Below are 23,356 nucleotides of genomic sequence, written 5' to 3'. Positions count from 1 at the left end.
CCTTAATTCTGATCAATCGTCGAAACGCCCATTGTGATTTCTTCCAGCACATCCAATAAGACGTTGACGGTATCCAGCGAGGTAAAGACAGTCACGTTGTTTTCCACGGCGCACCGGCGGATCTGATAGCCGTCTTTAGAGGTGCGGGAATCGTTGGAGGACAAGGTGTTGAGGATATAAGTGACGTGGCCCTTGCGGATCGAATCGAGAATTTCCTCGGAGCCTTCGGAGATTTTTTTCTTTTCGCGGGTCTTGATGCCATGCGCCTTCAAGAGCTTGGCCGTGCCGGAGGTCGCTTCGATGTTGAAGCCCAGATCGTAGAACCGGCGGACCAGCGGAATCGCCCGGTCCTTGTCCTGATCGGCCAAGGTCACCAGCACCGTGCCGTAGTTGACGACGCGCATGTTGGAGGCCTGCAGCGACTTGTACAACGCGCGGTTGAGTGAATCGTCATAGCCAATCGCCTCACCGGTGGACTTCATTTCCGGGGACAGATAGGCGTCCAGCCCGTGCAGCTTGGAGAAGCTGAACGTCGGGCTCTTGACGTAAAACCGTTTCTTTTCCGCCATGACCTCGGTCGTATAACCCTGATCCTTTAAGCTTTGCCCAAGCATGACCTTGGTCGCGATGTTGGCCATCGGCACGCCGGTCGCCTTGGATAAGAACGGCACCGAGCGCGAGGAACGCGGATTGACCTCAATGACCGACACCTCGTCGTTCTCATCGACGATGAACTGAATGTTGAACAGCCCTTCAATGCCGATCGCCAGCCCCAGCTTCACCGTGTATTCCTGAATCGTCGCCTTGACCTTGTCGCTCAGGGAGTACGGCGGATAGACGCTCATCGAGTCGCCGGAGTGCACGCCGGTCGCTTCGACCAGCTGCATGATGCCCGGGATAAACACGTCTTGGCCGTCGCAGATCGCATCGACCTCGACCTCGCAGCCGTGGATGTACTTATCGACTAAGACCGGCTGATCCTGATCAATCTTAACCGCGCTGGTCAGGTATTCGATCAGTTCCTCATCCTGATGCACGATCTGCATCGCCCGGCCGCCCAGCACATAGCTTGGCCGCACTAAGACCGGATAGCCGATCCGGTTGGCAACCTTCAGACCGTCCTCAATGTTGGTGACGGCCTGACCGAGCGGCTGCGGGATGCCGCATTCCGTGACGACCTTTTCAAACAGATCGCGGTTTTCCGCCTTGTCAATCGCTTCGGTGCCGGTGCCGATGATCGGCACATTCAGCTTGTTCAGCCGGTCCGCCAGGTTGATCGCCGTCTGGCCGCCCAACGACACGATGACGCCCTGCGGCTTTTCCAGATCAATGACGTTCATGACGTCCTCGATGCACAACGGTTCAAAGTACAGCTTATCGCTGATCGAGTAGTCGGTCGAAACAGTTTCCGGATTGTTGTTGATGACGATCGCTTCATAGCCGGCCTGCTGGATCGCCCAGATCGCATGGACTGTAGAGTAATCAAATTCCACGCCCTGCCCGATGCGGATCGGGCCGGAGCCCAGCACGAGGATCGACGGCTTGTCAGTGACGATGCTTTCGTTTTCCTCCTCGTAGGTGGAATAGAAGTATGGGACATAGGCGCTGAACTCCCCAGCGCAGGTGTCGATCATCTTGTAGACCGGCCGCAGATTGTGCTCGCGGCGCCACTGCACCATTTCCAGCTCGCTCTTGCCCAGAATTTTGCCCAGATATTTATCGGAGAAGCCTAAGCGCTTCGCTTTGCGGATATTTTCCTCGCTTGGATCGGCCTTCACCCGTTCCTCCACGGAAATGATGTGGTGGATCTTATCAAGGAAGAACGCGTCGATCTTGGTCGCATCGTAGATCAGCATCATGTCAACCTTACGGCGGAACAGCTCGGCGATCGCATACAGCCGTTCATCGGTCGGGGTCTTGATGTTTTCCAGCAGTTCTTCGGTTGTCAGCGAATCGAACTTTTCAAGGTAGATGTGATCGACGCCGATTTCCAGTGAACGCACCGCTTTCAGCAGGCTTTCCTCCATCGTCCGGCCGATGCTCATGACTTCGCCGGTCGCCTTCATCTGCGTGCTCAGCGTGTGATCCGCCTTGGCGAACTTATCGAACGGGAAGCGCGCAATCTTGGTCACGACGTAGTCGATCGTCGGTTCAAAGGAAGCCGGAGTGTTGGCAATCGGAATTTCATCCAGCGTCAGGCCGACGGCGATCTTGCTGGAAACGCGGGCGATCGGGAAGCCGGCCGCCTTGGACGCCAGCGCCGAGGACCGGGATACACGCGGGTTGACCTCGATGACGTAGTAATCAAAGGAGAACGGATCGAGCGCGAACTGCACGTTGCAGCCGCCTTCGATCTTTAATTCGCGGATCAGCATCAGCGCGGCGTTGCGCAGCAGCTGATATTCCTTGTTGGACAGCGTCTGGCAGGGAGCGACGACCATCGAGTCGCCGGTATGCACGCCGACCGGATCAATATTTTCCATGCTGCAGATCACAATCGCGGTATCGTTGTGATCGCGCATGACTTCAAATTCAATTTCTTTATAGCCCTTGATCGACTTTTCAACTAAAACCTCGCTGACCGGAGACAGCTTGAGGGCGTTTTTGCCCAGCGCGATGACTTCATCGTCGTCGTAGGCAAAGCCGCCGCCGGTGCCGCCCAGCGTAAATGCCGGCCGCAGTACGACCGGATAGCCGATCTTGTTGGCATACTCTACGACTTCCTCAATCGTGCGGGCAACATAGGATTCCAGGCATGGCTGACCGATCCTGAGGCACAGGTCCTTGAAGCGCTGGCGGTCCTCCGCCTGATCGATGGATTCAAAGTCGGTGCCGAGAATCTCGCACCGGCATTCTTCCAGCACACCTTTTTTCGCCAGCTGCATCGCCATGTTTAAGCCGGTCTGGCCGCCCAGCGTCGGCAGAATCGCGTCCGGGCGTTCCTTGCGGATGATGCGGGACACATATTCCAGCGTCAGCGGTTCCATGTAGACCTTGTCGGCGATGTTGGTATCGGTCATGATCGTCGCCGGATTGGAGTTGATCAGGATGACCTCATAGCCCTCCTCGCGCAGGGCCAGGCAGGCCTGGGTGCCGGCGTAGTCAAATTCCGCGGCCTGACCGATGACGATCGGTCCTGAGCCAATGACTAAGATTTTATGAATATCCGTTCTTTTCGGCATCTTAACGGCCCTCCTTCATAGCTTCCATGTTGTGAATGAACAATCCGAATAAATATTTGGAATCCTCCGGTCCGGAAGCGGATTCCGGATGGTACTGGGTTGAGAAGATGCGGTCCTCGTCAATCCGCAGGCCCTCGACAGTCTGATCAAGCAGGTTGATGTGCGTAATCTCGACACGGGTCTTTTCAATTCCGTCCGTGCTGACGGCGTAGCTGTGGTTCTGGGAGGTAATCTCGACCTTGCCGGTCAACAGATTTTTCACCGGATGATTGCCGCCGCGGTGGCCGAATTTCAGCTTGTAGGTAGGCAAGCCGTTGGCCAGCGCGATCATCTGGTGGCCCAGACAGATGCCGAAGATCGGCTTTGTGCCCTGGAGCTGACGGATCAAATCAATGACCTCCGGCACGTTTTCCGGATCGCCCGGCCCGTTGGACAGGAAGATGCCGTCTGGATTGAGCGCCATGATCGTTTCATACGAAGTGTTGTACGGCACGATTGTGACGTTGCAGCCATAGCGGTTCAGCTCGCGGATGATGTTGTATTTGATGCCGCAGTCAATCGCGACGACATTGAAGCGCGGATTGGCGCAGCGGGAATACCATTTTTTCCTGCACGAGACGCGCGCGACCAGATCCTTTGGAGCGCTGTAGGCCGCCAGCTTCGCCATCGCTTCCTCGTGGGTTACATCTGAGTCGCAGATCAGACCGAGCATCGCACCTTCGTCGCGCAGAATCCGCGTCAATTTCCGGGTATCCAGATGTGTCAGGCCCGGCACCTCGTTTTCTTCCAGCAGCTCGTTGAGCGTCTTGGTGTAGCGGAAGTTGCTTGGCTTGTCGTTGTATTCGCGGACGATGAAGCCCTTCGGTCCGATCAGCTTGGATTCATAATCTTCGTCGATGATGCCGTAGTTGCCGATCAGCGGATAGGTCATGACGACGATCTGTTCGGTATAGGAGGGATCGCTGAGAATCTCCTGATAGCCGACCATCGACGTGTTGAACACCAGCTCAGCAATCACTTCTTTCTGGCTGCCGAAGCCCTTGGCCTGCAGCTCCATGCCGTTTTGTAATACGAGTTTACGATCCATTATTTATAGCCCCTCTCTATACACGATCTGTCCGTCCGCCACCGTCATCACGCAGCGGCCCATCGCCCACCAGCCTTCAAACGGTGTGCTTTTGCCTTGGGAGACAAAGGTTTTCGGATTGATTTTTTCGCGTTGATTTAAGTTGAAGACAGCCAGATTGGCCTTTTCAAAGTTGATGATTTCGCCGCCCTCGATGCCGAAGATGTCGGCGCAGTTGTAGCTCATTAACTCAAAGCACTTCTCCAGCGTGATCTTGCCGGTGCGGACAAGATAGGTGTAGATCAGCTCAAACGCGGTTTCAAGGCCGACGATGCCCATTGCGCTGCCCTGCAGACCCTTCGCTTTTTCCTCGGCGCTGTGCGGCGCGTGGTCGGTTGCGATCATGTCGATCGTGCCGTCCTGAATGCCCGCGATCAGCGCTTCCTGATCGGCCTTAGTGCGCAGCGGCGGATTCATCTTGAAGCGGCCGTCGTCGGCGCTGATGTCGTCCTCGCACAATAACAGGTGATGCGGCGTGACCTCGCAGCTGACTTGGACGCCGCGCTGTTTCGCCTGGCGGACCAGCTCGACGGATTCCTTACACGAGATGTGGCAGATATGATATTGACAGCCGGTTTCCTCCGCCAGTCTGAGATCGCGTTCGATCTGTTGGTATTCGCTGGCGCTGCTGATGCCAATCAAGCCGAGTTCCTCCGCCTTGCGGCCCGCATGGATGCAGGCGCCCTTGGCGATCAGGCTTTCATCCTCGCAATGCGCAACGATCAGGCAGTTGTTGCGCCTGGCCGCTAACATCGCTTCGCGCATCATCGCTTCTTCCTGCACGCCCTTGCCGTCGTCGGAGAAGGCGATCACCTCCGAGGCCAGCGCGTAGAAATCGACCAGCTCGCCGACGCCCTTCTGCCCCTGAGTGATGGCGGCATAGGGAATGACCTGGATTTTTGCGTTGTAGCGGATCCGGTCCTGCTGCACCTTTAAGTGTTCGAGCGAGTCCGGTACCGGATTGAGGTTGGGCATTGCCATGATCGTCGTGTAGCCGCCCTTGGCCGCAGCTGCGGTACCGGAAGCGATTGTTTCCTTGTATTCAAAGCCCGGCTCGCGCAGATGCACATGCGGATCGATCAGCCCCGGTGCGATCAGCAGGCTTGACGCGTCGATCACCTCGTCCACGTCCTCCGCCGTCAGATCGATCTGATCCGCAGCCGTGACCCGGCCCAGATCGTCAACCAGGACGTCCATTTTGCGGACCTTGCCGCGGTAGAGCACCTCGCCGTTCTGCATTAAAAAACTCATTTATCGTCCCTCCATTGCGCGTTTCAGCACCGCCATGCGCACGAATACGCCGTTGTTGATCTGTTTGAAGATGCGGGATTTTTCGCATTCTACGACCTCATCGGCAATTTCCACGCCGCGGTTAAACGGCGCCGGGTGCATGATGATCGCGGTGTCCTTCATCGCTTTCACCCGCTCCAAGGTCAGACCGTAGCGCGCATGGTATTCTTGTTGAGTCAGGGACATCGCCTGTTCATGCCGTTCGTGCTGCACCCGCAGCAGCATGATCACATCCATATCCTTGACCGCCTGATCGAAATCAATGTAATCGTACTGCGGATCGCGGTATTCCTCCGGTCCGCTGATGAAGCATTGCATGCCCAAGCGCTGCATAACCTCGATGTTGGTATGGGCGACGCGGGAGTATTTTATATCGCCGACAATCGCGATTTTCAAGCCGTCAAAATGACCGAACTCCTGACGGATCGTCATCAAATCGAGCAGCGACTGGGTCGGGTGGTCTTTCTTGCCGTCGCCGGCGTTGAGGATCGGAATGTTGATCCGGCCCTGCAGCTGCTTGTAGTATTCATCCTGCCGGTCGCGGATGACCACGGCGTCCAGGCCGAAGCTCTCAAACGTTTTGACCGTATCGTAGAAGCTTTCGCCCTTCTGCATCGAAGAGGCCTGAGCGTTGAAGTTGATCACCTTCATCCCCAGTTTTTCCTCGGCGGTATTGAAGCTGTACTGGGTTCGGGTAGATGGTTCAAAAAACAGGTTGGCAACGATTTTTCCTTTCTCGCTGTCGATGAACTGGCCCTGGCGGCATTGTTCGGCAACATCGAGAATGTGCTGAATCTCATCGGTAGAAAGAGAGCTGAGTTGGTATAGATCGTTCATCAGGAATCCTCCGTTTCTGTAAAAAAAAGCCTTCAAAAACAGGCTTTTGAAGGTTACACGAAAAGAACGCAGATTCATCTTAAAATTTGTGTATGCCTTCTTAGTGTCGCTGCACTAAATTAAAGCCATGAATATTATAACCCAGTTTGTTTTTCAGCACAAGCTTTCGTTCATAAAACCCTGGAAATTCAGTTCCGTTTCCTTCACTTTCCCCCTGTCTTTCCAAGATAAACCTAGCTGTTCGCTATCCTTATTTTATATCTGGGATCATTCTTTTCGATAGTCCCATAAAACTGTGGCTTCTGCCGCTGAAACGCAGAGACAAAAAAGGAAGTCCGTTTTTCCTCAGACTTCCCTTATTTCCCTTTTTGCTTATTCAGTCGGCGGGTTACTGGATCTCCTCCGGCTTGATCATCATCCATGCCGCGATGAAGGCCACCGCGAAGGCGATCAGCACTGTGATGCAGGCATTGATCAAATTCATCGGATTATCCAGACTGATGAAAACCGGCAAGGTTGGCAAACCCGGAGCGCCCTTGGCGAAGCGAACGACATGCGTGATGCCGGCATAGAAGCCGCCGACGCCTCCGCCGATGACCGTCGCGATCAACGACTTCTTATTTTTAGCGGTAAACCCGTACAGCGCCGGTTCCGTAATTCCGCACAACGCGGTCACGCCGGCGGTAAAGGCCAGCGGCTTTACCTTTTCATCCTTCGACTTCAATGACAGCACCAGTGTGGACGCTCCCTGCGCGATGTTGCTTGCCAACATGCCTGTGCCTAACAGCGAGCTAAAACCCATCTGAGCGATCTGCATCGTTTCCAGCGTACCGACTGCCCGGTGCATGCCGACAAAGACCAGAAACGGCGAAACGGCGCCGACGATCATCGGAACTAAGAATGGGACGGAAGCGTCGATCGCCGCGAAGATCTGCATTAAGACCTCGCCGAGAACCGCGCCGATCGGACCGAGGATTAACAGGCCCACCGGAAAGGTGATCAGCAGCGTCAGCATCGGCTCCATGATCGCTTTGACGACCTTGGGTGAAACCTTGCGTGCAAACCGTTCGACATACGCCATGAACCAGACGGTCAGAATCGTCGGAAAGACGGTCGAGGAATAATTATACAGAACGACCGGCATGCCGAAAAACGCAACGGCCTCGCCTGCAGAAACCAGACCGACATAGGCCGGATGCACAAACATGGCCGTGACGGCGGCCGCAATATATTTGTTGCAGCCAAAATAAGAAGCGGCGGTGACGCCTAAATAAATCGGCAGGAAGTAGAAAATCGTATCGGAAACATAATTGATAATGATGTATTCCTGCGAGGTTTTCGCCAGTCCGAAAACAGCTACGAGAATCGCCAGCACAGCCTTGATCATCCCGGCTGCCGTAAACGCCGGCACCAGCGGAGTAAACATGCTGCTGCAGGCATCGAAGAATTTCCCCGCAGCCGCCTTCTTTTTATTCTTCGCCACCGGCTGTTTTTCTGCCGCTTCCGCGGACTTGGCCGGGGCTTCACTCTGGGCCTGCTCGACCAGCTGGCTGACCACGCCGTACAATTCCGGAGCGTCGCTGCCGATAATGATCTGCGTCTGCGCTCCGACCTGCATCACCTTGATGACTTCCGGCAAAGCAGTCAACGCCGCTTCATTCACCTGACTTTGATCCCGCAGCGTCAGCCGCAGCCGGGTCGCGCAATGGGAGACGGCTTGAATATTGGCAGCGCCGCCGACGTGTTCGATGCATTGTTTTGCAAGTTCTTTCATCTTCATTCTCCTTATTTTAATATGATTTAATAACGTTCACTCTAAGCCCGGATGGGAAAATGAATCGGATACTGATCTTGCCCGCGTGAGTAACAATTCTGGTTATCGGGATTCGTGGATGTGAATTACTTCGATACGGATAATAAATTTTCCTGGGCTTTGATCATCCCCTCCTTCAGTGTTTCAACCTGTTTGAACAAACGGGCGTTGGTAACGATCATCACAACGCCGTCCGGATAGCCGGCAGCCTGAATCTGTTCGCGTGAAAAGCGCATCAGCCGCTCCCCCGCCTGCACGTGCATCTTCGGCTGGACTTCCACCTGAAAGCCTTCGCCGTTGAGATTGACGGTGTCCAGACCGACGTGCAGCATCAGCTCGACGCCCTCATCGCTCATCAACCCGATCGCGTGCTTCGTCGCCGCCACCATGACAACCTCGCCCGCAAACGGCGCGGTCAGTTCGTCTTCACCCGGCTGGATAACGCAGCCCGGTCCCAGCAGCGCTTCTGAAAACACGCCGTCGTTCAGGCTGGCCAGCGGTTTCACTTCGCCGGAAACCGGCGCTTTGACGATCAAGCGGGCCGCCGTCCGCCGGCCCTGTTTAAATAATCCCATCGTTCTACTCCTTTCCTTCTTTGAGAATTTCTTCCGGATATTCCGGCTCAATTTTGCTTGCGAACCATTGACGCAGCGGTTCAATTTCCTGAGCGCTCATCCACCGCTGCGGGCGGCCTGCCAGACGGTAAAAGCAGGGAAAGACAATCTCTACAACCGCAAACGGCCGGTTTTGCCGCTGCAGCATCAACGCCTTACGTAAGCTTTGCGTCAGCCGTCCTATCGCTTCGGGCGAGCGCACGCTGCCGCGGGCCAGATAGGAAGCGTAACCTAAGTCGCGCAGCTGTTCAAGCATCCGCGATCCGCCGCCGATAAGCTGTCCCGCTTCATCGCGCTCAAACCAGTTTAAGGTATTGATGATTGTAACCGACTCGTCTCGCAGCGCGTTGAAGCGTTGTTGGTTCAGGGCGGTGGACGGCGCTTTGCTGCTGGAACAAATCAAAATGACCAGCTTTTCCGGATGCGCCCGTTTATAGGCCAGACCGTCCTGATAAAACTGTTCGTCCGCGTAATCGTGCAGTTCGCAATTCAGATTGACATCGGCGGCTTTCTTCTTAAAGATCACCACCTGCTCGCGCACACCCAACTGTTCGATCGCGTCAGCCAACGCTTTTGTCAGCGAACCAAGATAACAACCCGCATGCGGCGGGATTGCCTGCTTGTCAATCAGAGTATTGCTGACAGGCTGATTGTTTTCAAGAAAATCAATCGCTCCCGCCGTACACATCAGCTCGCATCGCCGGCAAGCGATGCAGCGCTGAGGATCGACATTTTCAACGAAGCACACGCCGCGGCGGTTATGCTGGGCCGACAGGCGAAGCAAATCCAGCGGACAGGCCGTCAGGCAGTTCCCGCAGCCGGTACACTGATCCTTATTTAAACGTTGTTCCATCAGAACTCTCCTCCATTTTCAAATTTTTAAGCAGATTGTGGATGTGCAGCGCCAGATATCCCTTTTCTTCCTCGCCCACCGGCATGTGAAACTCGTTTAAGATAATCCCGGCAATCAGTTCCGTACACGCTTCTAAGCGTGGATATTTCTGCACAAGCAGCGGGTACAGCGTACTCTGCGAAGCTTCCAATAACTGTCCGTCATGCAGGCGGGCAGCCAGAAAGCTCAGATGTGTCAGAAACCGGGAATAATAGACCGACAGATGATCCAGCTTCACGCCGTATTCCCGCTCGATTTCCTGAATCACGCGCTCCTGAAACAAAAGTCTGACCTTCGCGTCGCTGCGGAAATGCTGTCCCTGGGCATTGATATAATGCAGCACAATGTAGCCGGCTTCATCTTCCCCCAGTGTCGTCCGGGTTTCTTTCTCGATCAGATCCAGTCCCTCTTTCGCAATCAGAAATTCCCGCGGATACATCGTCTTGACTTCCTCAAGAATATCCAGCGGCACCTGGAAGCCCTCCTGCTTGTTCCGCACGGCATTGTGAATATGATCGGAGAGACTGATATTCATCATCACATTGACCTTGCAATGCAGCCGGGATTCAAATAAAGCGATGATTTTCGTGGCCATGTCGATATACACCGGGTCGATATACTCAACCAGATTCATCAGGAAATTCTTTTCCTTCGTATCCGAAGGTTCAAAAACCTTGATGATTTTTGAATTGTCGATGCTATCCCCACGCTTCTTTCCAAATCCAACAGCCTTGCCGAACACAATGATTTCCCGGCCGCCGGCATCCGTGGAAAACACCACGTTGTTATTGATCAGTTTTGTTATCACATAGTGATCCTGCATAAGAAAACAGCCCCTTTCGTTTCTGACATAGAAAAAGATCAGTAACAGATGCAAAAAACGCATCAGATACTGATCTTGCCTGTTCCCAGTAACAATTCTGGATATCTGTGTCTCTACTATAAAATCTTCAAAATAATTTGTCAATCTTTTTCTAAAAAAATCCATTTTCCCTACACAGGTATAAATTAAGCGTCTTTTTATCCTTAATTCCTCATCGCGTCTGTTAATCTTGAACCCGTTCTCACTTTGATCGCGGATCGTCAATTTCCTTCCATCAGCGCTGCCATAAAACCGCATCGTCGCTTCCCACGTATTAAATCAATCATCTCTTGCCTATCCGAACCTCCCAACCCTATTTCTGAATCAACCATTCTCTTTGTCTTGTGTCAGCACGCTTTCATCAACATAATCTTTCACCGCATTCTCCAGCCGCTCGCTGCTGTCAAAGTAGAAATAAACATCTTCTTGCCGCCCGTATTTTTCCAATTTGCTGAGGCGCTGACGAATGGAAGAAGGAACCGGAAAGTCAATGACGAGCTGATCATTCGATTCCTTCTGACCTTTTCAGCCCCTTCGTTATGATCACCTTTCCTTATTCTCCACGATTCTGGAATTTCCAGAAAGCTGAACGCATCCCGCTCTGCTAAGCCCAGCTGATCAACAGGATCAATCCCAGCAGAATTCCATCCGCCACCGCCACGCCCAGCGTATTTTTGCCGAAGCGATAGATTTCACCACGCTCAATCAGCCGGTGCAGTTTATCCTGCTCAATCATCATCCAGACGACATTCAACAGGATATAGGGCAGAAAAAGAAGGACCTGAAATGCAGCTTTGGGGGAATTATGACCCACCCAGCCCAACATGCCGGAAAGAATCAGAATCATCACTCCCGCCATCAGTGTCGCGGCGAAGAAAATTGAAATGCGATTCCCGCTGCGGATCTTGTCGGGATAATCCGGATCCCGATAAATCCGGTCCTTATATTTCACATTAACGAGGAGAATGGACAGGACAAAGCCTGCCAGGTACATCACAAACAAGACCATCGACAGAGATTCAGAAAGCTGCCCTTCCAACAAACAGCTCAGAATTGAAAAGCTCAGCGTATCGGTCAGAATCATCGTTGCCATCGCCGCCGTCATGTCCGCCATCACATCCAGATCATACGGCGCATGCGGATCATAACCAGACAACAGCGAGAAATCGCGGCTGCGGATGCAATAGGTAAACGCCGCATAGATCGACAGCGCGATCAGCACGAAGACAAACCGAAAGCCATACCGGCTCAGCGCTTCCTTCATCGTGGACGTCGTGGCGCACAACCAGAGCAACGATCCCAAATGAGTCGCCAGAATCGCCAAAAAGAGTCGGGTTAACGGCCGTGTATCGACTTCCCTGCGTTTAAGATGGATATCGGTTAACAGCTCGTTCATATCGACGCCGAACACCTGTCCGATCTTCTTCAGCGCGGCGACATCCGGTTCCGTCTTATCCCGCTCCCAATTCGAGATTGCCTGACGGGTCACGCCCATGACGTCCGCGAACGCCTGCTGCGTCATGTTTTTCTCCTGCCGCAGCCCGGCGATTTTTTCACCCAGTGTTTTCATTGCTCTTCACCTCAACCCGATTGTAAGGGACACCCTGCGGATTTGTCACGCAACGTTTTCTTGCCTGACGCTTAAACCGCAGTAAATTGATTATTTTAAGCCTTCCTGCCGGATCACCGGCGCGCTGCGCGGGCTTAAAAGATTCTGATGCTGCGTTCATCAAATTTTCCTCATTGAATTTTCCTCATTCCTGATTTTAAGTTTACCTGAAAATTCCGCAGCCGTCAAAAATCTGCGAAATGAATTCGTGTCCGCATCAAGAGGTTGAGTTTCAGAACGAAAAAAGCAGCGATTTCGCAAAAAGGAAAGCATTCGAAAAAGCAGGATGAAAATTGAATCAAAAAGTCATGAACCGCGTCTTGTTTTTTGATTATTGAACCGATATAATTCTCATAGTTAATGTTTACTTTGAGCTTCAAAGCCTGATGCCTCACCGCTTCCTGACACACTTTCAAATTTAAGGAGGACCGGGATGAAAACCTTTTCGCAGCCCCACACTGAAGACCTGTCATTCAGTCAACAGAATATCTGGAATCTGGAACAAGCGCTGCCGCACACGCCGATCAATCACATCAGTACCACTTTGTTTATCGACGAAGGCTTTGACGCCGAAGCTTTGCAGCGAACGCTGAATGCCGTCGTCCAACATGATGAAACGCTGCGAACGCGGCTGACGTTGATCGAAGGCCGGCCGCGCCAGTATTTTGTTCCGTTTGTTTCCCAATCCTTTCCCGTGCTGGATTTCTCAGCGGTAAGCGAAGCGGAATTCGCCGTTTGGCAAAAGGCAATGACACAGACGCCGATGCCATATCTGGATCAGCCTTTGATCCATTTTTATGGCTTTCAGATCGGGGAAACGTGCGGCGGCGTGCTGATTCTGGCGCATCATCTGATTTCCGACGGCTGGGCGCAGGTGCTGCTGCACAACCGCATCGCCGCGCTGTATTGCCGCGCATGCCGCGGCGAGAGTCTCAAGGAAGCTGAGCTGACGCCGTATCGGGAACACCTGCGTCAGGAACAAGCCTACCTGCGCAGTCCCCGCTACGAGCGCGACCAGCAATTCTGGCAGCGGGAAACCGCGGCATGGGAAGCGCCAAAACCATTGCGGACCGCGCCGGTCTATCCCCCAAGTCCAATATCAAAGCGGTTCAGCCGCCCGCTTTCAGAAAGCCTCAGCCGGCGGCTTCAAGCCTTCTGCAGCGAGCGTCAGATCTCTCCGTTTATCATGATTCTGTTGGGACTGACCGTTTATCTCAGCCGGGTTCACGCCCAGAAAGCGCCGGTGATCGGCGTACCGGTAATCAATCGTTCCCAATCCAAAGAAAAAAATGCCGGCGGGATGTTCGTCAGCACGCTGCCCTTTCGCTGCGAAACAGATCCCGCGCAGACAGCGGATCAGTGCTGCCAGACGCTCAACGATCAATGGTACCGCCTGTTAAAGCATCAGAAATATCCGTTTACCGAAATCATGAAACTGGCCCGCGCTCAGCAGCCGGAACTGGAAGCCTTGTTTTCGATCGCGCTTTCCTATGAAGACACACGCTTAACCCCACCTTCGGACACCACTGTCCATTTCAGCGGTGCCTGGCATTTCAGCGGCTGGCAGATGGAGGAATTATGCCTGCACGTCAGCCATCGCGAAACCGCCGCCCTGCAGATCGACTACGATTATCAGGTCCAGAGCTTCAGCGAAGCCCGGATCGCGCAGCTGCATCAAAGCCTGACCGTGATCCTCCAGGACGTGCTGACTCATCCGGATACGCCGTTGAGCCAACTGCGCGTGCTGGAAGAAGCCGGAGAAGACCGCGTTCTGTATGCTTTCAATCCACAAGCTGCAGCCGTCTGCTCTTCAACGCTGACCGCCCGCTGGCGTCAGATCGCAGAAAATCAGGGACAGACGATCGCGATTGTCGATCAGGACCGCAATCTGACCTTTGCCCAGCTCAATGCTCAGGCGGAAGCTTTAGCCGCGCAGATTTTAACTTTACCGCAGGAAAAACCGCTGCGGATCGCGCTGCTTCTGCCGCGGGGCGAAGCTCTGATCACCGGCATGCTTGCGGCGATGCTCAGCCACGCCGTGTGGATCAACCTTGATCCTGTCCAACCCGCAAACCGCTTGAAAACGCTGCTTGCACAAACGGGCGCAGACTTGATCATCAGTTCCTGCGCGCTGCGCGAACAGCTGGACCCGCAGCGGCGCTGGGCCTGGAAAACGATCGAAGATGATCAGTTTCATCCGGCCGCGCTTGCGGACGCCCCGCGTCCCTTCACGCCGCCGGAGACAGCGTATATCGTCACCACCTCGGGCACGACCGGAACCCCCAAGGGCGTCCTGGTCGGTTCCGCCAGTTTATGCAACTTTATCGACGCGATGGCCGGCGTCTATCCGCAAAATCCGGTGCTTTCGTTATGCAGCCCGGCGTTCGACGCGTTCCTGATCGAATCGATTTGCGCGTTATTGAATGGACGAAGCGTGGTTTTCGCTGATGCGGAAGCGGCGGAGAACCCGGCCCAGCTGGCCGATTACATCGGCCGCCATCACATCGGCATGCTTTCCCTGACGCCTTCGCGCTTGCAGGCATATCTCAGACATCCGGCATTTTGTCAGGCGGTCTCCCGGCTGGACTGTCTGGTCTGCGGTGGGGAAGCTTATCCTTCCGTCCTGCTGCGTCAGCTCAAGCGCTGGACATCGGCGCGGCTTTATAATCAATATGGTCCCAGCGAGGCGACGATCGGCGTCTGCATGAAAGAGCTGTCGCACGCCCGCCGGATTACCGCCGGCCAGCCCCTGCCCGGCTGCCGCCTGCTCGTGCTCGATCCCACAGGCCAGCCGTTGCCTTGCGAGAGTATTGGCGAACTGTGGATCAGCGGTCCCTGCCTGGCGCTGGGCTATGATCAGGATCGCGCCAAAACCGACGAAAGCTTCCAGCCGCTGACTTGTTTACAGGGAGAACGTGCCTATCGCACGGGCGATCTGGCTTATTGGACGCAGGATGGCGAGATCGTGATCGCCGGCCGTCAGGATCAGCAGCTCAAGGTGCGCGGGTACCGGATTGAAGCGCAGGAAATCACCGCTCAGCTGCGCCGGCTGCCGCACATTCAAAACGCCGCGGTCGTGCTTCAGAATGACCGCCGCACCCTGGCAGCCTACATCGTCAGCGATCAGCCGGTCGATCCGGCCGGTCTCAGGCGCGCCTTAATGGAACAGCTGCCCGCGCCGGTCGTCCCGTCCGTTTATCTTGCGGTCGACGAACTGCCGCTCACCGCTAACGGCAAACTGGATCCTAGCCGGCTGCCGCCGCTGCCCCAGTCCCCTCAGCCCCTCAGATCCGCCGCCACTTCCGCGGCTCAGCGCTGGCTGCTCGATCAGCTGCGTACGCTTCTAAAACGGCCGGACATGCAGCTGGACAGCGATTATTTCGCTTACGGCGGGGATTCGTTGATCGCGATGGAATTGTTAAGTTTAATCGAAGAAAAATTTCAGATCCGTTTAAAAACGGCGGATCTTTACCACCTGCGCACCGCCGCGGCGATCGGCGAAGTGCTGGACGGCGGGCAGTCTGCCCCGCAGCCAAAGCCGCAAGCGGCTCCAAAACAAAAAACCTATCCGCTGAGCTTTCAACAGAAAGCGATTCTGGCGGATCTGCTTGCCGACCCGGAAAACGACGCATACCACATGCCGGGCTTGTTCACGCTGCCCGACACACTCGATATCGACCGCTTACGTCAAGCGTTAGTCCAACTGGTGCAGGAAGAAGAACTGCTGCGCACCGGCTTTGTCCTGGATGATGGAGAAATCCGAATGCAGGTTCACGACAAGGTCGCCTTCAACGTCGAGATCATCGAAGCAGGACCGGATTGGGATCCGGCAACATTAATCCGGCCGATGGATCTGGCCAGACCGCCGCTGTTTTCCGCCGCCTTCATTCATCGTAAAGAAGGCTGGGCGCTGGGACTGGACATGCATCATCTGATCAGCGACGGGCTGACGACGCCGTTACTGCTTTCGCATCTCGATCAGCTCTATCAGGGACGTGTCTGCAGCTCGCCGGCGCTCACCTACAAAGACGCGGCCTGGGCGATGCAGGATGGCCCTGCGGAAGCTGATCTTGCGTATTGGAAAAAGACGCTGACACCGCTGCCAAAACCGCTGCTTCTGCCGCAGGACCGGCGGGAACAGCCGCATCAGGGAGGCAGTCAGCTCATCTATGATCTGAGTCTGGAAGGCTCGGAAAAGATCCGCACGTTCTGCGCTGCGAAGCAGCTGACGCCGGCCGCCCTGTTTGCCTGTGCGGCGCTGATTCAGCTGGCCCGCTGGAACCAGAGCGACCGGGTCGTTGTCGGAATGCCGGTCAGCGGCCGGACGCAGGCGGCGACGCAGGCGATGCCGGGGTTATTCATGCATACGCTGCCGTTGGCGCTTCAGCTTGACCCTCAGATGCGGATCAGCGCGCTGCTGGCGCGCGTGCAGAATCAGCTGGCGGCAATTCAGGATCATCAGGCGGTCAGTCTGGAAGATTTAATCCGGATGTTCAATCTGCCCCGCCAGGTGGGCGGCAACGCCGTCTTCGGCCTGTTGTTTTCGCTGCGGCCGATCGCGGCGGACCAGCTGCGCTTAGCCGGGCAGCCACTGGGCTGTCAGCCAGTGGCGACCGGGTTAAGCAAACTGCCGTTAACCGAGGAAGTTTATTGGGAAGCCGGCCGCTGGCATTTCTGCTTTGAATTTGAGAACCAGCGCTACCGCGAAGAAACGATCCGCTTCTACCAGCGCAGTCTGGAACACATCGTCATGACTTTAACGAAGGAGGATCCGGTCTGGACTGTATTGGACGTGCTTGCGCCGCTGGATCGCTACCGCTGCCTGGACGCGCCCAACGCTCTGCGCGTGCCATATTGCGGACTGCCGCTGGACGTGCAGATTCGCCAGCGCGCCCGGCTGCATCCAGACCAGCCGGCCCTGCGCTTTCATCAAAAGACGACGACCTTTGCCGAGCTGATCGAACAGGCGGATCGTCTGGCCGGCGCACTGATGCAGAACGCTTCGGCCAAGCCGGCTGGAATTCTGTGTGAGCGGGGCGAGGGACTGTTTGTCGCAATGCTCGCACTGATGCATTGCGGCCGGGCATATGTTCCGCTGGATCCAGACTTCCCTTCAGCCCGGATCGCAACGATGCTGGATCAGGCCGGCGCCGATCTGATCGTTGGAACTCCGGCTTTATTAAAGAAATTGAATCTATCGCTTCCAACCTGTTCCGTGCTCGCTCAGGGTTCGGTGCCGTTTGAGGCGCCGGCCCGTCCGCTGGACGCCGTGCATTATTGCCTGTTTACCTCCGGCTCCACCGGTCTGCCCAAAGGAACGCAGATCACTTATCGCAACACCGCGGCATTTCTGGAATCAATGCGGCCGCTGATCGGTGGATGCCGGCGGGCTCTATGCGCGACCAATTCGGTTTTCGATGTCTTCCTGACGGAAAGTCTGATCGCTCTGGCGTTGGATATGACGGTAGTGATCGCCGATGAATCCCAGCTGCGCCTGCCGTGGGAGCTGGCCGCCTTAATCCAGAATGAGGGCTGTGATTTCGTGCAGTTTACGCCGACGCGAATGCAGATGAACATGGCCGACGCCGCATTCCGGGAAGCGTTGGCTTCGGTCAAAACAATCATCCATGTCGGGGAAGCGCTGCCTGCGCCGTTAGTGCGCCAGACCGCCTCCTGCACCTCAGCCCGGATCCTCAACTGTTATGGTCCGACGGAAACGACGGTGTATGCCACGTGGGATGAAGTTTCCAAAACCCCGGTCACCATCGGTATGCCGCTGGCCAATTACGAAACCTATGTCTTAAACAAAGCCCGTCAGCGCTGTCTGCCGATGCAGAGCGGCGAGCTGGTGATCGGCGGCGCCGGAGTCGGATTGGGCTATATCAACGCCCCCACTAAAAACACGGCGTTCGTTCAGGCTCCGCAGCAGCCTCAGCGGCGGTTTTACTTCACCGGCGATTTAGTCCGCGTCAATCCGCAAGGCAAGCTGGAATATCTTGGCCGGCGCGACAGTCAGATCAAGCTGAACGGCCACCGCATTGAGCTGCAGGAAATTGAGCAGCAGCTTTTGCGTCTTGCGGGCATCCGCGAATGCGCCGTGATCCCGCGGATTCAGGATCACGAGGTGCTCTCGCTGCACGCGTTTGTCTCGGGCAGCGAAGAAACGGACTGGCGGCCGGCGTTACAATCCATGCTGCCGGACTTCATGATCCCCTCCTCGCTGACGTGGCTGGATCATCTGCCGCTCACCGCCTCCGGCAAAACTGACCGGCGGGCGCTGGCGGCGTTGATTGAAACTGCCGCTGCCGACCGTCCTTGTACTTTCGAAGGAATTCAGCCCGAAATTGAAATGCCGCCGGTTGTGGAAGAAGCCGGCCCCGCCGATCTGGCGGCGATGTGGCGGAAGGTCTTGAAGCGTTCCGAACTGGACGAAAATCTGTCATTTTTCGATCAGGGCGGCACTTCGCTGGGCGCTTTGACGTTACTGACAGAATATTACAATCTCGGCCTGCATTTGACACTGGAAGAGTTCTACGCCCATCCGACGTTAGCTGAACAGCGTCAGAAAGTACAGCCGGAATGGCAAGTCCAAAAGCCGGTCTCCCCCCGGTTAGACAAGTTCCCGCTGCAATCCGATGCACCGGTCAACTGGCGTAGCCCGCTGATCAGCGGCGGTTCCGGTTTCTTCGGCCTGCATCTGATCGACGTGCTGCTGACACAGAACCTGTCGTGTTCGATCGTTGTCCTGTCGCGTTCAGATAAAGCCACGCTGCTGGAAAAAGCGCAGGCGTTATTCGGCCCGGAATGGGTCGGCCGTTATCAGAACAAACTTGTCTGCCTGCATGGCGATCTGACCCGCTCTGATCTGGGATTGTCCGCCGCAGAGCGATCACGGCTGCAAGCCTCGCTGACGTGCGTCGTGCACAGCGCCGCCGAGGTCAGTCACTATGGCCGCCGCGATGCCTTTCTGGCCGCCAACGTCGAGAGCACCCGCAACATGCTTGCCCTCGCCCGGCAAATCAACGTCCCGCTGGTGCATGTCTCCACGCTCAGCGTCAGCGGGTCGTATCTGCCCGCCGATCCGCAGAAACCGGCAAGCTTTTGCGAAACCGATCTCGACATCGGGCAGAACTGGAACGAAAATCTGTACGTTGAAAGCAAATTTCTAGCCGAACAGGCCGTTCGTCAGGCAATCGCTGCCGGCCAGCCGGCGCGGATCCTGCGCTTAGGCCGGCTGTGCGGGCGGCATCGGGACGGTCAGTTCCAGCGCCATCCGCAAACCAACGCCTTCTGGCGGCTGTGTCAGGCCATCCTGCAGGTCGGCTGTCTGAATCCGGCGCTGGCACAGACCGCGGCGGAGGTCACAGCGGTTGACGAATGCGCCCTGGCGGCCGTCGCCGGCCTGCGTTCCCGCCTGACCGTTTTGCATCTGATGAATCCTCATTTGCTATCATTTAAGGAAATTTTCCCGCAGCTGCCCATCGTCGGCGACGAACAATTCGCCGCTGCGCTGCAGCGGGAAGCCGGTTCAGGCAGCGATGTGATCGGCAGTCTGATCGAACAGCTTAATCAGCTGGAAAAGCAGCCCGTTCAAATCCAGCCCGACGCCGCTGTGACGCTGCAGGCGCTGGAAGCGGAAGGCTACCGCTGGCCGCTTCCGCGTCCCGACCGCGAGCTGGCCCAGCTTTGTCAGAAACGAGGTGAATCCCGATGATAACCAACGGCGCCCTGATTACCTTCTACATCTCCATCATCGGTCTGGTGCTGATCGTCTCGCGCAACCTGCGCACCAACCGCAGCCACCTGATCAATAAAATCTATGTCGCGTTCTCGATGATTCTGATCGAATGGATGACCGCTCTGATCGGCATGCGCTTCACCGCGCCCGGCGATGAAATCATGCTTTACATCTGGGACGCATTGTCCAATTTCGGCACAAGCATGGCGCCGGTGCTGCTGCTTTTGATCGCGCTGGTCTTCACCCATCATTACGACAGTCTGCCGAAGAAAGTCCGCGGCCTGTTTATCGTCCCGGTGCTCACTAACATCATGATCTGGACCAATCCGCTGCATCATCTGCATTACAAGCATTTCAGCGTGATCGCCAGCGAGGTCGTGTTCGGCCCCTACATGTATATCAGCGGCGGCTACAGCTACCTGTGCATGATCGCCGCGATCTGCATCATCCTGCACTTTGCCTTTAAAAGCAACAACCGTCTGTATATGCAGCAGGCCGTCATGTTCTCCTTAGGTACGTTGATTCCGTTAGTCGTCAGTATGCTCGCAACGCTCAAAATTCTGAACCTGTCGATCGCTGCGACACCGATCAGCTTTGTGTTCACGGTCATCTTCCACGGCATCGCGATTGAGAAGCTGAATTTCCTCAACATCACGCCGATTGCGACGCAGCACATCCTCGACTGGATTTCCGACTGTTATCTGATCCTCAGCGAGACCGGGCTGGTGCTCAACTACAACCAGCCGTTCGCCCAGATCATCGGCAGCCGCTGCGGGATTGAGATCAACAAGCCGCTGATCAACATCCACCGCGATCACGATCCCAGCGCGATGACGGCCGTCTACAATCTGATCAGCTCCGTCGAATCGTCGCGCGAAAGCCGCAGTTCGATCGCCTATGAACAGTCGATCGTCGCCGACGGTCATCTGCATTACTACATGGTCGAGGTCACGCCGTTAATCATGAATAAGGTGATCGTCGGATTCAGCGTTATTTACAAGGACGTCACCAAGCTGAAGGAAAGCATGCAGAAATTACAGAATTCACAGAAGCGGATGATGGAACGGGAACGGCTGGCTTCGTTAGGTCAGATGGTCGGCGGCATTGCGCACAACTTGAAAACGCCGATCATGTCGATTGCCGGAGCGCTCAACGCGATGGACGATCTGGTCGACGAATGTCAGCGCAGCTTCGGCGATCCGGAGGTCACCCCGGCCGATTACAAGGAGATCGCTCAGGAAATGACGGACTGGATTCACCGCTGCAAGGATTCGTGTTCGTACATGTCCGACATCATCACGGCCGTCAAAGGCCAGGCCGCCAGTATGAACGCCTCCGATAAGGTCACCTTCACGCCCGAGGAACTGCTGCGGCGGACGACGCTGCTCATGCGCCATGAGCTGACCGTCCACAACTGCCAGCTCATCGCAGAAAACTGCGTGCCGCCTGCGGTTGTGCTGCATGGGGATATCAACAACCTCGTTCAGATCGTCAACAACTTCATCGCCAACGCGATCGACGCCCAGCTGCCCCAATCCGACCACACCATTCGCTTAAAGATCTGGCAGGAAGACGACCAGCTCTCGCTCTCGGTCAGCGATCACGGCAGCGGCATTTCCGATTCCGTGCGCCGTCATTTATTAAAGGAAATGATCACATCCAAGGGCACCGCCGGAGCCGGTTTGGGATTGTATATGTCCAAAGCGCTGATCCAGGGAAAGTTTGACGGTGAACTGTGGTTTAACGATAACCCGGGCGGCGGCGCGGTGTTCGGGTTCACGATTCCGCTCAACAGCGAAGTCCTGCAGGAAGAAAACCTGCCAAAATCTGAAGAAAGGAGTCCCTTTTGATGCGTAAAAATCGCAAAGGTCAGATCCATAACGAGTTCCGCCTGCTGGTGTTGGACGACGATGAAATGATCACGCTGGCGCTGCGCTCTTATTTTGAGGGCTGCGGCTACACCGTCGACATTGAAAGCAATCCGCGGCGGGCTATCGAAAAAATCCGTCTGGATCACTACGACATCCTGCTGCTGGACTTTCTGATGAATCCAATCTGCGGCGACAAGGTCGTCGAGGAGATCCGCAAGTTCAACACCGATCTGTTTATCATCCTGCTAACCGGCCACAAGGATCTGGCGCCGCCGGTCAAGACGATCCGTGAGCTGGACATCCAGGGCTACTATGAAAAAAGCGATAAATTCGATCAGCTGGAACTGCTGGTTGAATCGTGCGTCAAGTCGATCCGCCAGATGCAGACAATCCGCCGCTACCGCGACGGACTTAACGAAATTCTCGGCAACGTCACGACGTTGTATCAGGATCAGAATCCGCAGCAGCTGATCGCGGCGATCGTGGAACAGGTGCGTTCTCTGTGTCATGAAGACGACGTCTTCGTGATGCTCAACCCGCAGAACATCCCCTCCTTCAGCGAAAAAGTGTCGCTGGTTTCCTCGCTGTTATTAAGCGGCAGCGGCGATTATGAGCTGGACGCGGGACAGTTTATGCGGCTGTACTATCCGAATTTTCTCGACGCGATCCAGCGGATAAAAAGCTCCCGTCAGCCGGATCTGTGCGAACAGCGCCTGGCCCTGCCGCTGCATGATGAAAGCGGGCATTTTCTCGGCATGATCGGAATTCATTTCAGGCAGGCCCCGGCCGAAACACTGATTCAGTTATTGACGCTCTACAGCCGTCAGGCGGGTTCGGCGATCGCGCGGATGGTTCTGCATACGGTCTTGCAAAGCCGCAACCATCAGCTGAAAGAAACGAACAAGCAGCTCAAAGACAGCTATATGGAAACGATTACGGCGGTCCGGCTGATGGTCGAAGCGAAAGATATTTACACCCGCGGCCATTCCGATCGGGTCAGCTATTACACGACGTTATTGGCTAAAAAACGAATTCAGGATCCGCAGCGGCTGGAGCTGATCCGCCTGGCCGGCCTGTTTCACGACGTCGGCAAGATCGGCGTACCGGATTCCATTCTGACCAAGCTGGGACCGTTAAGCGAGGAAGAATTTGCGCAGATCCGCCGCCACAGCGAGCTGGGCTGTCAGATTCTTTCCACGATGAGCTTCTTTCAGGATATCGCCGGCATCATCCGCGGTCATCACGAACGCTGGGACGGCAAGGGTTATCCCGATGGTCTGGCTGGTACCCAGATTCCGCTGGAATCGCGGATGATCGCCGTGGCCGACGCATTCGACGCGATGACCTCGTTTAGGGCCTACCGTCAGTCGCTCTCGCTCGATCAGGCGCGGGCCGAACTGATCCGCAACAAGGGCACGCAGTTTGATCCGCAACTGGTCGACGAGTTCCTGGAGCTCTTAAACGATTACGACAAGATCCATGCGCAGCTGGAATGGACATTCCACGAACTTTAGGAAAGGGA

14 protein-coding genes are annotated in these 23,356 nt (G+C 55.5%); 3 read left to right on the top strand and 11 right to left on the bottom strand.

What is annotated here, in order from left to right:
* Positions 1–2: 2 nt before the first annotated feature.
* The 11 genes from carB to BQ7364_RS17950 form a co-directional block, all read right to left on the bottom strand.
* Entirely contained in the window at positions 3–3,182 is a 3,180-nt protein-coding gene (gene carB, locus BQ7364_RS07200; RefSeq protein ID WP_072684104.1) for a carbamoyl-phosphate synthase large subunit, read from the bottom strand.
* A 1-nt stretch (position 3,183) separates the two neighbouring features.
* A complete protein-coding gene (carA, locus tag BQ7364_RS07195; protein WP_072684103.1) occupies positions 3,184–4,269 on the bottom strand; it encodes a glutamine-hydrolyzing carbamoyl-phosphate synthase small subunit in 1,086 nt (361 codons plus the stop codon).
* Between the two features lie 3 nt (positions 4,270–4,272).
* Positions 4,273–5,559 (bottom strand): dihydroorotase, encoded by a 1,287-nt coding sequence (locus BQ7364_RS07190; protein WP_072684102.1) that lies wholly within the window; start codon positions 5,557–5,559, stop codon positions 4,273–4,275.
* A complete protein-coding gene (locus tag BQ7364_RS07185; RefSeq protein ID WP_072684549.1) occupies positions 5,560–6,435 on the bottom strand; it encodes an aspartate carbamoyltransferase catalytic subunit in 876 nt (291 codons plus the stop codon).
* Between the two features lie 388 nt (positions 6,436–6,823).
* Positions 6,824–8,209, bottom strand: a complete 1,386-nt coding sequence (locus BQ7364_RS07180; RefSeq protein WP_072684101.1) for a PTS transporter subunit EIIC — start codon at positions 8,207–8,209, stop codon at positions 6,824–6,826.
* A gap of 125 nt (positions 8,210–8,334) precedes the next feature.
* On the bottom strand, positions 8,335–8,823 hold the full coding sequence (locus BQ7364_RS07175; protein ID WP_072684100.1) for a PTS sugar transporter subunit IIA: 489 nt from the start codon (positions 8,821–8,823) through the stop codon (positions 8,335–8,337).
* A 4-nt stretch (positions 8,824–8,827) separates the two neighbouring features.
* On the bottom strand, positions 8,828–9,715 hold the full coding sequence (locus BQ7364_RS07170) for a 4Fe-4S dicluster domain-containing protein (RefSeq protein WP_072684099.1): 888 nt from the start codon (positions 9,713–9,715) through the stop codon (positions 8,828–8,830).
* Positions 9,696–10,577, bottom strand: a complete 882-nt coding sequence (locus tag BQ7364_RS07165; RefSeq protein WP_159432767.1) for a PRD domain-containing protein — start codon at positions 10,575–10,577, stop codon at positions 9,696–9,698. Before BQ7364_RS07165 ends, BQ7364_RS07170 begins: the two co-directional genes overlap by 20 nt.
* Positions 10,578–10,940: 363 nt before the next feature.
* Positions 10,941–11,063, bottom strand: coding sequence for a hypothetical protein (locus tag BQ7364_RS18515; protein ID WP_255370393.1), 123 nt, complete (start codon positions 11,061–11,063; stop codon positions 10,941–10,943).
* A 157-nt stretch (positions 11,064–11,220) separates the two neighbouring features.
* Positions 11,221–12,186 (bottom strand): helix-turn-helix domain-containing protein, encoded by a 966-nt coding sequence (locus BQ7364_RS07160; protein WP_072684097.1) that lies wholly within the window; start codon positions 12,184–12,186, stop codon positions 11,221–11,223.
* On the bottom strand, positions 12,170–12,346 hold the full coding sequence (locus BQ7364_RS17950; RefSeq protein WP_159432766.1) for a hypothetical protein: 177 nt from the start codon (positions 12,344–12,346) through the stop codon (positions 12,170–12,172). Before BQ7364_RS17950 ends, BQ7364_RS07160 begins: the two co-directional genes overlap by 17 nt.
* A gap of 312 nt (positions 12,347–12,658) precedes the next feature.
* Between BQ7364_RS17950 and BQ7364_RS07150 the strand changes: the two genes are divergently transcribed.
* From BQ7364_RS07150 to BQ7364_RS07140, 3 genes are read left to right on the top strand one after another with little or no spacing between them, the layout of a single operon-like run.
* A complete protein-coding gene (locus tag BQ7364_RS07150; protein ID WP_072684095.1) occupies positions 12,659–19,939 on the top strand; it encodes a non-ribosomal peptide synthetase in 7,281 nt (2,426 codons plus the stop codon).
* Entirely contained in the window at positions 19,936–21,813 is a 1,878-nt protein-coding gene (locus BQ7364_RS07145) for a histidine kinase N-terminal 7TM domain-containing protein (protein ID WP_072684094.1), read from the top strand. The genes BQ7364_RS07150 and BQ7364_RS07145 overlap by 4 nt, the downstream gene beginning before the upstream one ends.
* Positions 21,813–23,348: an HD domain-containing response regulator gene (locus tag BQ7364_RS07140; RefSeq protein ID WP_072684093.1), complete on the top strand. Its 1,536-nt coding sequence runs from the start codon at positions 21,813–21,815 to the stop codon at positions 23,346–23,348. Before BQ7364_RS07145 ends, BQ7364_RS07140 begins: the two co-directional genes overlap by 1 nt.
* Positions 23,349–23,356: the final 8 nt, after the last annotated feature.

Source organism: Holdemania sp. Marseille-P2844, assembly GCF_900120005.1.
Taxonomy (GTDB): domain Bacteria; phylum Bacillota_I; class Bacilli_A; order Erysipelotrichales; family Erysipelotrichaceae; genus Holdemania.
Note: the sequence above shows the minus strand (reverse complement) of the source record. Positions and strands in the feature narration are given on the sequence as shown.